This is a genomic window from Bartonella gabonensis, from assembly GCF_903679515.1.
GTDB lineage: Bacteria > Pseudomonadota > Alphaproteobacteria > Rhizobiales > Rhizobiaceae > Bartonella > Bartonella gabonensis.
In genome coordinates this window covers 1-12,164 of the sequence record NZ_CAHOYM010000041.1, presented here as the reverse complement: position 1 = coordinate 12,164, position 12,164 = coordinate 1, and the positions used below count along the sequence as shown (strand labels likewise).

At 38.5% G+C, this 12,164-nt stretch carries 8 protein-coding genes and 1 pseudogene; 6 read left to right on the top strand and 3 right to left on the bottom strand.

Annotated elements, in window-relative coordinates; all coding sequences use genetic code 11:
• Positions 1–182 precede the first annotated feature (182 nt).
• Entirely contained in the window at positions 183–383 is a 201-nt protein-coding gene (locus HWX04_RS07045; RefSeq protein ID WP_175869443.1) for a helix-turn-helix transcriptional regulator, read from the bottom strand.
• 210 nt (positions 384–593) lie between these two features.
• Positions 594–1,512, bottom strand: a pseudogene (locus HWX04_RS07040) (tyrosine-type recombinase/integrase); the annotation flags it as partial.
• A gap of 413 nt (positions 1,513–1,925) precedes the next feature.
• Between HWX04_RS07040 and HWX04_RS07035 the strand changes: the two are divergent.
• The 3 genes from HWX04_RS07035 (at position 1,926) to HWX04_RS07025 (ending at position 7,432) form a co-directional block, all read left to right on the top strand.
• Entirely contained in the window at positions 1,926–3,596 is a 1,671-nt protein-coding gene (locus HWX04_RS07035) for an outer membrane protein (protein WP_175869442.1), read from the top strand.
• A gap of 248 nt (positions 3,597–3,844) precedes the next feature.
• Entirely contained in the window at positions 3,845–6,760 is a 2,916-nt protein-coding gene (gene ileS, locus HWX04_RS07030) for an isoleucine--tRNA ligase (protein WP_175869441.1), read from the top strand.
• 180 nt (positions 6,761–6,940) lie between these two features.
• Positions 6,941–7,432, top strand: a complete 492-nt coding sequence (locus tag HWX04_RS07025; protein ID WP_175869440.1) for a hypothetical protein — start codon at positions 6,941–6,943, stop codon at positions 7,430–7,432.
• A 648-nt stretch (positions 7,433–8,080) separates the two neighbouring features.
• Here the strand turns inward: HWX04_RS07025 and HWX04_RS07020 are convergent.
• Positions 8,081–8,527 (bottom strand): nucleoside deaminase, encoded by a 447-nt coding sequence (locus tag HWX04_RS07020; RefSeq protein WP_175869439.1) that lies wholly within the window; start codon positions 8,525–8,527, stop codon positions 8,081–8,083.
• Between the two features lie 267 nt (positions 8,528–8,794).
• On the opposite strand from HWX04_RS07020, the gene HWX04_RS07015 reads away from it, so the two are divergent.
• The 3 genes from HWX04_RS07015 (at position 8,795) to HWX04_RS07005 (ending at position 11,980) form a co-directional block, all read left to right on the top strand.
• On the top strand, positions 8,795–10,192 hold the full coding sequence (locus HWX04_RS07015) for a pseudouridine synthase (RefSeq protein WP_175869438.1): 1,398 nt from the start codon (positions 8,795–8,797) through the stop codon (positions 10,190–10,192).
• Positions 10,173–10,739, top strand: a complete 567-nt coding sequence (gene rsmD, locus HWX04_RS07010) for a 16S rRNA (guanine(966)-N(2))-methyltransferase RsmD (RefSeq protein WP_175869437.1) — start codon at positions 10,173–10,175, stop codon at positions 10,737–10,739. The genes HWX04_RS07015 and rsmD overlap by 20 nt, the downstream gene beginning before the upstream one ends.
• Positions 10,740–11,533: 794 nt before the next feature.
• Positions 11,534–11,980, top strand: a complete 447-nt coding sequence (locus HWX04_RS07005; RefSeq protein WP_175869436.1) for an SRPBCC family protein — start codon at positions 11,534–11,536, stop codon at positions 11,978–11,980.
• The last annotated feature ends 184 nt before the right edge of the window (positions 11,981–12,164 follow it).

Sequence of the window (12,164 nt, the reverse complement as noted above, 5' to 3'; positions counted from 1 at the left end):
GCAACGGGCAAGTCCATAATCCCCATGCCAAACTCCACGTAATGCATTTGTAATGCCCCGAGCATTGATATAAGAAGACATTTTGTGATCCTATAATATTGCATCATAGGACGGATTCTGCTATCCATTAACTTCGTGTGAAAATGGAAAGCCTTGTCCATCCTTATGTGACAAGGTTTTTTTTATGCCGCATTACTTTGACGTTGCTGTTTTGCTTGTTCGATTACATTGATAAGATCCGATTGTAACCAACGGGATAAAAAACCAAATTTTAAAGGTTTTGGWARAGAGCCATTGGTMACATGACGGCGGAAAGTTGAGACACTCATATGAAGTAGTTTTGCACTTTCACGGTCTGTTAAAAGAACATCATTTTCTATCATAGTAAAATCCTTTCAAATATTAAAAAATGACAACAAATCATGCCTATTTATTAAGCACATTTTGGTTTATTTTTGAAGGTATTTTATTCATAGAAAACAGTATTTTATYATACATTTTCTCATGTGATAATTTATGAGTTTAATTGAGACGATATGAGAAAAGAGAGAGATAAAGTTATCCACAGATAATGGGGTTATGCACCCCATATCTTAAGATTGACCCGTGACATAAGCGGCCCATTTATCCATATAGACACGGCGCTGTTCTAAATAATCAGTACGACGATAGGCACGCTCTACTTGCCCCCCGACCGTATGAGCTAGAATAGTTTCAGCGACCTCATAGGGGGCATCGGTTGTTTCAGCGAGCCAATCGCGTAAACTAGAACGAAATCCATGCGGGCAGGCATCAAGTTTATTATCTCTCATATATTGAGCCATACAGCGTGCAGCAAGAGGACCCCGACCTCTAGCAGAAAAAAAGAAATCATTACGAGAAAGCAATCGTGCTTGTTTTAAAATGTCTAATGCTTCTGTTGATAAAGGCACACGAAATTCTTTTGTTGTATCACGCCGTCCTTTCATATTTTCAGCAGGAATTGTCCATATATTGCTATCAACTTGATCTTTATGAATATGGCGTATAGGATTTGTACGAACGCCTGTAAGAATAAGTAAACGCAAAGCCAGTTGTGTTATGGTTGATGCTTCGCAAAGCGTTTTATAAAAAGCAGGCACATCTTTCCAATTCATTGCTGGAAAATTTTGTGCTTTATGGCGTTGTTTCCCTAAGAGAGCGCGTGCTTTTGTTGTTGCTTGTAAATCGACATCCAAACCTAAGGCAGCCGCATGTTTGAGACAAAGATTAAGACGTATCAATGCTGCTTGGGCTACTCCAGCTTTTGTATGCCAGATAGGGGCAAGGGTATTGCGTATCTCTGTTTGTGTAATCTCAGAAACGGGCAGACAGCCTAATTTAGGGAGAATATGAAGGCGTAAAGGTGTAAACCAACGCCCATCTTTACCATCATCTTTTAATTCAGCTTTACGACTTTCAAAAGCATCTAACGTCTTTTAAATAATGAAGACTATACATTGTTTTGCGCTTTTGTTTTTCGTGATTTAAGATACAAAATACGAAAGCATCAAATATAGACCATTCTGATAAATAGATGAAACTCTGATGGTACTTGGTAAAAAAGTCAATGATTGGTTTTACTATTTGCGCAGGCATTGATTTCCCGATGATAAGCAATATTCTGTTGTGTGCAGAGTAGCGTTATTTAGATTTCGGCACAAGAAATTTATAAAGAATGTTACCATTAACAGTTATGCGAAAATTTAATGAAAATGAATCCAACTTTAAGACACATAGTTTTAGTATGACTTAGTTGATAAATTTTCATTGGATGCAAAATTAAATATTTAAGAAGTCTTATTTTCACAATTTCTTTATTTTTTTGTGAGTGTGTCATTTTTGCTACAGATATTTCAAAAAAGATGTTCTATATACATTTCATTTTGGATATTTGGAGAGATTTTATGAACACAAAACGTTTAATAACAGCGTCTATTTTTTCGTTAGTTTCAGCGTCTACAGCGCTAGCTGCTGATGTGCAGATTCCTCATCAGCCAGCATTAATGGCGTCTTCTTCTACCATTGTTGCACCTACTTTTTCATGGACGGGACTTTATTTAGGTGTTCAGGCTGGTGGCTTTTCCAGCAAGTCTGATATGGCTATTGTCAGTCAAGAAAAGAGTTTTTCACTGGATAAAGAGTTCTCTCCTAACCTTTCAGGTTTTGTAGGTGGTTTTTATGCAGGTTCTAATATTGATCTGGGTGACAGCTTTATTTTTGGTGTTGATACGGATTTAACTTTATCTGGAAAAAAACACACAAAGACAATTACTATAGGTGCATCTGATAACGCTACAGTAGAAAATGCAGTGGGAAGATTCCGCAGATCGGCACCAACACCACCACCAACAACAACAACAGTTTCAGAGACAAATGGAACACCATCACAACCTGCAGCATCACAGTCCAGTCAAGCAGCAACTGGACAATCAAGTCGATCAGCCGCAACAGGCAGTGTTAATTCAACAAAATCGATAGAATCGGTGTCAGTGGAATTAAAAGCGGTAGCACCAACGCTACCATCAAGCCAAAAGTCATCTGCATTGCCAGCGGGACAACCAGCCTCCTCAAAGACAGAGATGAGATCAGTGCAATCATCGGCAAGAACAGGTGTAGGAGGGGCATCGGCAAATAGGGGAAATGGATTACAGCCGCCTGCACCTGAACCAACATCCTCTAGCACAGGAGGGGGCACACCACGGCTAACGCCTTCATTGGCAGGATCAAATATAGGAGAGCAATCATCAGCAGTTGTTTCAAGTGTGCCAAATGCACCTGCAAAATTAGTACCTACACAGAAGGCCGAAAACGTATCAGTATCTTCTACTACATCAACAAGATCAGAGTCGGTAAAAACTACATCGGCACCATCATCAGCAGCAGAAAGAACAGTGCCAACACAGACACTTGTACTTTCGAGATCAGGGGCATCTAACTCAGGAACAGGCGCTTCCAATGGAACAAGTGAAGCCAAAGGTCATAATGGTTCTTCCCATGGTAGTGGATCTTCTAATCCGCATGTTGGGTCTCACGCAGGTGGTCATGGCTCTTCTAGTGCTAACCCACATGGTGCTAATCCACATGTTTCCCGTTCTCATGGAGCACAAATTCAACAAGCAGCGGATAAGAATGATGCTGGTGTATATGGTATAGAACAAATGAAAAAGATGGCTTCTGAACTTGGTCTTAATCAAGAGGATGAAGTTGAAACTTTAAATCATACTTTCAAACAAAATTGGAGCGGTGCTACACGGGTACGTATCGGTTTTGCTGCTGATCGCTTTATGCCTTATCTTGCTGGTGGTATTGCTTATGGACAGTTCCAAGACACTGTATCAATATCCGTTAAGAATGAGGATGGAAGAGTTGTTTCTTCTAAGAACTTAACCGATGAAACCAAAACAATGATTGGTTACACTCTTGGTGGTGGCGTTGATTTCTCGGTTCTGGATAATGTAATTGTGCGTGCAGAATATCGTTATTCCGATTTTGGTAAAAAGAAATTTGCAAAGGAAAAACTTGAAATTGATTACAAAACCAATGATTTCCGTGTTGGTGTAGCTTATAAATTCTAATCTGTTTTAAGAGTAAATTTTTAAGAGGCTCCGCTATTGGTGGAGCCTTTATTTTTTTAGGCTCATTTTTTGGTTTCTTTTTTTGTGAATTTCATGATAAAGCCCATAAAGTGTGATGATATATTTTCTTGATCGCTGCTTAATACGAATGATAAGCTCGGCTTTCCCTATAGATAAAAACCAGAGTTGCAGAGTTCAGGGAAGTTATGCAAAAATGAAATCGTAAAAGTGGACAGGAATATTTCACAATGACTGTGAAAAATGAAACAATAGATTATTCAAAAACTCTTTATCTCCCACAGACAAATTTTCCTATGCGGGCAGGGCTTCCACAAAAAGAGCTTGAGTTAATGGCGCGTTGGGAAAATATGGGGCTTTATGTGCAATTGCGCCAACAAGCAAAAGATCGTCCATTTTATATTCTTCATGATGGCCCACCTTATGCAAATGGTCATATTCATATCGGGCATGCTTTAAACAAAGTTCTAAAGGATGTGGTTGTACGTTCATTTCAAATGCGCGGTTTTAATGCAAATTATGTTCCTGGTTGGGATTGCCATGGGCTTCCCATTGAATGGAAAATTGAAGAAAAATATCGTGCGAGAGGGAAAAATAAGGACGAAGTCCCTCTGAATGAGTTTCGTCAAGAATGCCGTGAATTTGCACAACATTGGGTAATGGTTCAAAGTGAAGAATTTAAACGTCTTGGTGTCATGGGAGATTTTAATACGCCTTATACCACAATGGCTTTTCATGCAGAAGCACGTATTGCGAGTGAATTGATAAAATTTGCGATGTCAGATCAGATTTATCGTGGTTCTAAGCCGGTGATGTGGTCTGTTGTGGAGCGTACGGCTTTGGCAGAGGCTGAGATTGAATATCATGATCATGAATCAGAGGTGATTTGGGTTAAGTTTCCTATTTTTGAAGCAAGTTCTAATGATTTATATGGTGCTCATATTGTCATTTGGACGACAACACCATGGACAATTCCAGGCAATCGCGCAGTGAGTTATTCTTCGCAGATTTCTTATGGTCTTTACGAAGTTGAAAGTGCTGAAAATGATTTTGGTCCTCAAGAGGGAGAAAAACTTCTCTTTGCAGATGCTCTCGCTATGAGTTGTGCAGAAAAAGCCAAACTTGTTTTGAAACGTTTGCGTGTTATTTCTGCTGACGAATTGAAAACTCTTGTTCTTTCTCATCCACTCAAAGGTTTGGCTGGAGGGTATAATTATAAGATTGCACTGCTTGATGGTGCCCATGTGACAGAGAGTGCGGGGACAGGTTTTGTCCATACAGCACCAAGCCATGGGCGTGAGGACTTTGAAGTTTGGAATAATTATAAGTCTTTATTGGAGAAAGCAGGGATTGATTCATCGATACCATTTCCTGTTGATGATGCAGGATTCTATACGAAAGATGTTCCGGGTTTTGGACCGGATCGTGAAGGGGGCCCTGCTCGTGTTATTGATGATAATGGAAAAATGGGTGATGCCAATAAAGAGGTTATTAACGCTTTAATTAAAGCGGATCGATTGTTTGCACGTGGGCGTTTAAAACATTCCTATCCCCATAGTTGGCGTTCGAAAAAACCAGTTATTTTTCGCAATACACCGCAATGGTTTATTTCAATGGATAAAGATCTTGGGGATGGTTCAACTTTACGCAGTCGGGCTTTGGAAGCTGTTTCAAAAACGCGTTTTGTGCCATCTTCTGGACAAAACCGCCTTGCCTCTATGATAGAAGATCGTCCTGATTGGGTTCTTTCTCGTCAGCGTTCTTGGGGTGTTCCTATTTGTATTTTTGCTAATGAGGATGGTATTATTCTGAAAGATGAAGGCGTCAACGAGCGTATTTTACAGGCTTTTGAAGCAGAAGGTGCAGATGCATGGTTTGCTGAAGGAGCACGTGAACGTTTTTTAGGTGAGCATGCGCATGAGCCTTGGGTGCAGGTTTATGATATTTTGGATGTTTGGTTTGATTCTGGAGCAAGTCATAGCTTTGTGTTAGAAGATCGGGCTGATTTAAAATGGCCTGCAGATGTTTATTTTGAAGGCTCTGATCAACATCGTGGATGGTTCCAATCTTCTCTTTTGGAAAGCTGTGGTACGCGTGTTTGTTCTCCTTATAAGATAGTGATCACACACGGTTTTACTTTGGATGAGAATGGTAAGAAAATGTCTAAGTCTTTAGGCAATACTGTTGTGCCACAAGAGATCATTAAAACATCTGGTGCTGATATTTTTCGTCTCTGGGTTATGACAACAGATTATTGGGAAGATCAGCGTTTAGGTAAAAAAATTCTTCAAACCAATGTGGATTCATATCGTAAACTGCGCAATGCAATTCGTTGGATGCTTGGAACTTTAGCGTATGATGAAGGAGAAGAAATATCTTATGGTGCACTACCAGATCTTGAAAAATTTATATTACATCGGCTTTTTGAACTGGATCAGTTGATTAATCGTGCTTACAATGAATTTGATTTTAAAAAGATTATGCGTGCATTATTAGATTTTTCAATCATTGAGTTATCGGCATTTTATTTCGATATCCGCAAAGATTCTCTTTATTGCGATGCGCCTTCATCACTAAAACGTAAAGCTTCTTTGCAGGTTGTTCGTGAGATTTTTGAACGAATGGTGACATGGCTTGCTCCAATGTTGCCTTTTACAATGGAAGAAGCTTGGTTAGAGCGTTATCCAGAAAGCCAATCGGTGCATTTGGAACAATTTCGCTCTGTACCAGAAGAATGGCAAAACCAATCTTTGGCTGAGCGTTGGAAAAAAATTCGGCAGGTCCGTAAAGTGGTGACAGGTGCTTTAGAGCTTGAGCGCGCTGATAAGCATATTGGGTCTTCGTTAGAAGCCGCTCCTATTGTTTTTATTTCCAATCCGGTTTTACGGGAGGTATTAGAAAATGTGGATATGGCGGAGATTTGTATTACCAGCGCTCTTACAATTACGCAGGATACAATGCCTTCCGATGCTTTTACTTTGAATGATGTTGAAGGTGTTGGTGTGTATCCAGAGAAAGCGTTGGGAAAAAAGTGCGCACGATCATGGCGTTATACACAAGATGTTGGGAGTGACCCAACTTATCCTGATGTCTCTGCTCGTGATGCAGCGGCTTTGCGAGAATTAAAAAATCTTGGCAAGATTTAAAATTTGAAATCAAGGGAAAGAAATGCAAGTATATTTCCCATATTGATGAATATAGTTTTTTGTGGTACGAAGTAAATTCCGTTGTTTTATCTGCAGGGGGGGGGAAATTTGTGTATGGATCGCTCTCTCATAAATCGCGGGAATAGTAATTAGCCATATACTTAGGAAATGGAATAAGCAGTGAGAAAACGTGAAGTAAAAATATTTCCAACCGGAATTTTAAGTATATGCTTTGTTTTAACGGGATGCAACTTATCTGCTCCTACCTATGGGACAAGTAAACCGGTTTCAATACAGTTTTTTGAAGATGTTGCTAATATTGCTTCATTAACACCAGTAAATAACAACAGACAGATTGTTATGAAGTCCCACCCAGAACTTGTGATACCAAGTCCTAGCTCACGCAAATTTTTACCGTTGCCACAACAAGATAGGTCTGTCAATAAAAGAGCCGCATCGAAACAGCATCAAGGAAGTCCTTCTTTTCCTCACAAAGGATCTTTAGTTAATGGCGTTAGTTCAGAAAATCCTGCACTGTTTAATGCGAAACAACGACAAGAATATTTACGTCGTCAAAGAGCACAAGTTGGAAGTTCACAATACCGTCGCTATCTTACAGAGCCGCCTTTAAGTTATCGCCAACCGGCAAAGACTGCTGCTATTGCTCGCTAGGGAAAAGGCAAAATATTAAAGTATGGGAGGCGTTCTTCCTATTACTTATAATATCAAGTTCTCGTCCACGCAGAGCATTTCCTTTGCGGTAGGGAGGTTGTTATTTCCATGAAATAGCAATATGACATGAGCATCGAGAGAGTGGTGTTGCATTTTCCTCACAAAAAACATCTCTCAAGGTTCTAGAATCCATTTCATAGCGTCGCTTGTTTGAACGTTATAACATAAAATCCATTGTGCACCGCCATCTCTTTATGCTTATGGAGGAGCAGGCTATTATCATCATTGTATTTGCCAGCCTTTAATGTTGCGATAGCCCTTGGCAGTGAAGAGTCTTCATAAGGGATATTTTTTATCCAGAGGGTAATCGACCTTGTGATGTGCAAGAAAGAGACTTGTATTGATTCACTATAAACAGATTTGAAATGAGAGTATTCTACGATTTTTGGGACTTTATATTTTATAGATAAAACAATGAACTATTCTCATAAATGAATGCATCATCTAATAGAAGCAATATGCAGTGTTAAAAGAGTGTTAGAGGAAAAATGCTTCAAAATAGCTTTCGCTATATCAGAAGGATTAATCGTCTTTTTTAAGGAATAGGATAGTTTTTTAAGAGTAAAAGTTATGGATGAAGAACTGTTTTTAGGATCGCTTTTGGATAAAAAAATCTTTAAGTAATTGAGCAGCTTCTTTTTCTTTAAAACCAGAATAAATTTCAGGTTTGTGATGACAGGTTGGTTGCTGATAAAACCGTGGACCATTTTCTATAGCTCCCCCTTTGGGATCATTTGTTGCATAATACAGACGTCGTATGCGTGCAAATGAAATGGCAGCGGTACACATGGCACAAGGTTCAAGTGTTACGTAAAGATCGCAATCAGGAAGCCTTTCGCTTTGCAAAATTTCGCACGCCATACGGATTGCACGCATTTCTGCGTGTCCTGTTGGGTCATATGCAGATTTTATAAAGTTACCAGCACGTGCGATGATAACTTTTCCACGTGTAATGACAGCGCCTACGGGAACCTCATCTTTTTTTGCAGCCCACTGTGCTTCCAAAAGGGCTATTTCCATGGGTGTCAAAGTCATAATGTTCTTTCTAAGAGGGCATAGAGAATCTAAAGATTATCTCGATAAGGAATGCTATGGAATGAATCATTTATTACGCTTTTATAATGAAAGAAATACCTTTATTTTTTAAGTGGTTAAAACAAACTTGCAAGTCAATGGATACGTTATTGTTGTTAAAGGATAGAAAATGATAAATGATTGTGCTACTTCCTCTTTCAGAATAAGCGGTATGGTGCATATGAATAATTTTCTGAACATACTGGCAAAGATTGGTTTGAAACGCAAATGAATGAAAATAATGAGAGTGAACGGATTGCTAAAAGGTTAGCGCGTGCAGGCGTTGCCTCACGTCGAGATGCGGAAATGATGATTGTTGCAGGTCGTGTTGCTGTGAATGGTACAGTTGTATCAACGCCTGCTTTTAATGTTAGTCGCTCTGATCTTATTAAAGTTGATGGTAAACCTTTATCGCCTATAGAACGAACACGTTTATGGCTTTACCATAAACCAGCAGGGCTTGTTACTACAAACCGTGATCCTGAAGGTAGACCTACAGTATTTAGTAATTTACCAAAAGGAATGCCGCGAGTTCTTTCTGTTGGAAGGCTTGACATTAACACGGAAGGGCTTTTGCTTTTAACCAATGATGGTGGCTTAGCGCGCGTATTAGAGCTTCCTATAACGGGGTGGGTTCGCAAATATCGCGTTCGTGCCCATGGAAGAGTAAAGCAGAGCGCGCTGGATAATCTTAAAAATGGTATTGCGATTAATGGTATTTTCTATGGTTCGATTGAAGCCTCAATTGAACGGGAACAAGGTTCTAATATATGGCTTTCTGTTGCTTTGCGAGAAGGAAAAAATCGTGAAATAAAGAATGTTTTAGGGGCATTGGGGTTATCCGTTAATCGTTTAATACGTGTATCTTATGGTCCGTTTCATCTCTCTGATTTAGAAGAAGGAGCTGTACAAGAATTAAAAGGTCGGATGTTACGAGATCAGTTGGGAGAACGTTTAATTATGCAGGCCAATGCAGATTTTGATGCTCCTATTCTGAAACCTTTTTCAAATTCTGCGGTTGTTGCGGAAAAGCAAAGCCAGAAGGATGTTTCTGTTGCAAATGATGGTTGGGTCTTTTCAAGTGAAAGAGCGATAAGATGCCACCCTAGAGATTGTTCTGTTAAGCATGGTCGCGCACGATTAAATGCAGAGTCTCATGAAAATGTGAATAAGGAGAAAAATGAGGAAGGAAAAGCAGAGCGTTTTCTACCGCGTTCTCGCCGTGCTAATGTTTGGATGGCTCCTGGCGCACGTCCGCAGAGTGCAAGAAGAAAGCCTTCCTATAGTGAGAAATCGCAGGCTCATAAGAGCGATTTGGCTGGTAAAAAATCCTTTCATCAAGGTAAGGAAAAACTAAAAGACAATCATTTTCAGAAAGAAAAAGAAGGAAGTTTGGTTCAAAAACGTAGCAAAACATCTTATGATGAGGCACGTACCTTTGGTAGGAAAGATCGCTTTTTAAAGGATAAAGAGAAAATGATAAGAGGTGGTCCTGAGGAACGTTCTTTTGAGAGAAAGGACAAGGTAAAATCGTTTAGTGGTGCTATGAAAAAATCTAAACCACATCGTGATAGTGCAAAAACTTCGAAACGATTTGGAGGATCACGTGCGGATCGTCGGCGGTAAATATGCTGGGCGTGTTTTGTTTTCGCCTATTGACCAGTCGATTCGACCAACGAGTGATCGTACGCGTGAAAGCCTTTTTAATATTCTTTCTAGCCGTGAAGAACAATTTTGGACCAATAAACGCATCCTTGATCTGTTTGCTGGTACTGGTGCTTTAGGCATCGAAGCACTTTCACGTGGAGCAAAGGCTGCTGTTTTTGTTGAAAACTCGGTTAAGGGGCGTGGGTTGCTTCAAAAAAATATCGAAGCCTTTGAATTACAGTCGATAGGACGGATTTTGCGTCGTAATGCAACCAAACTTGGCAAGATTGGAACAATGCTTCCATTTGATGTTATCTGCGCTGATCCTCCCTATAGCCGTTGTTTAGGTGAACGTGCTTTTATAGAAGCTTTACGAGGGGGATGGGCAAAAGCTGATACACTCTTCATACTTGAAGAAAAGAAAGATACAATCATTCATTTACCTGACGTCTTTTATCTAGATGATGAGCGTTTTTATGGTGAGACAGTAATACGTCTATATAAATTACGATCGCTTACATCTTGAGAAAGTTATTTTTTTATCTGGTAGGACGAAAAAACGTTTCTTTGACAGTTTCCTTTATTTTATATGATTTCTTTAAAGGTTAAGCAGAAAAGCAATAAAAGATTCTAATGTTAAAAAAGTTGATGCGTTTTGTCTCAACTCATCTATTTTTTTTAAAAACTTTTTTATTGCTCTAAGAGCAAACGTTTTATGATATATGCTCTATAATAGAGAGAAAGCCCATTTGATCTTCTGTTCAATCCCAAATTATTTTGAGGTGTAAATAGTATTGCACCTAAGTTAGCAGTATGTGTTGCTGCTCATTTTTGTAAGTTATGTGCAGATTTGTTATTTTCAGTGACATCAAAAGCGAAACGCATTGTCAAAGCTTTCATGTATTATGAACTTTACGACTAATCCATGTTTCTTCTCCAATAGGAGATATATTTCACGATAACGGTTATGATACTTTGTTGTCTCTTTTCTTTCGGTTACACCTTAATCATCAGCATTTTATCAACAGTTGAAAGCTTTAAGCTATGTATTCTATATTTATATTTTACGGGGTGCGTAAATTCTTTCTTTGTTATTGTATGAACTTAAAACAGATATTTTTATTTAAGACAGACAATAGTGTTCATCTATACTGAACATTTGTGTGTTTATTTTATTAATATCGCTTGTTGATTTAATCATTACCTATTAAGGACATTTGAGAAGATTAAATATATTATTGTTATGCAGTTTTAAGAGTAATTGATATATTACTCTTTGTCACTAAATATACTTGATTTTGTAAAAAGGGGGAAATTATCATGTTTAAATGGACACATAGTGAAGAAATTAGCACAGAAGCAAGTGCAGAGCAGATTTGGTCTATGTGGGAAGATTTTGCAACATGGCCTTATTGGGATCATGAACTTGAATGGGTAGAACTTTCTGGTCCTTTCAAAGAAGGTGCTGTAGGACGCATGAAGCCTAAAAAAGGACCAATAGTAACTTTTACATTTAATAAAGTTATAAAAAATACTTGTTTTTCTGCTTATGCTAAACTTCCTCTTACACGTATGAGTTTTGATCATGAATATATTTGTTCAAAAAAATCTGGTTCTTTAGCTAACAAAATTCGTCATACGGTAACGATGTCTGGTTTACTTTCTCCTTTCTTTGGAATGATTATTGGATCAAAAATTAAGTTACATCTTCGTGATGCAATGATTGAAATGAGCAGACGTGCTCTTACTGAAAATAAAGCCATCTGAGGTGTCTTCATAAAGAAGTTAACCTTTTAAAAAAGATGCAGAAATTATTATGGGCTTGTTAGAATAAAATTAGTTATGAGTATATAACAAACCAATGAGCTTTTTAGTTAGCGGTTGAAATTGTGTCAAATCATCTTACAGGATTAATTTTTTCCTAAAGATTTTGTAAAATTTTATTTTATAT

Excerpts from the sequence above, each read along its gene's own strand:
- HWX04_RS07035 (WP_175869442.1), top strand. The coding sequence starts at position 1,926 with ATGAACACAAAACGTTTAATAACAGCGTCTATTTTTTCGTTAGTTTCA.
- ileS (WP_175869441.1), top strand. The coding sequence starts at position 3,845 with ATGACTGTGAAAAATGAAACAATAGATTATTCAAAAACTCTTTATCTC.
- HWX04_RS07020 (WP_175869439.1), bottom strand. The coding sequence starts at position 8,527 with ATGACTTTGACACCCATGGAAATAGCCCTTTTGGAAGCACAGTGGGCT.
- HWX04_RS07015 (WP_175869438.1), top strand. The coding sequence starts at position 8,795 with ATGAATGAAAATAATGAGAGTGAACGGATTGCTAAAAGGTTAGCGCGT.
- HWX04_RS07005 (WP_175869436.1), top strand. The coding sequence starts at position 11,534 with ATGTTTAAATGGACACATAGTGAAGAAATTAGCACAGAAGCAAGTGCA.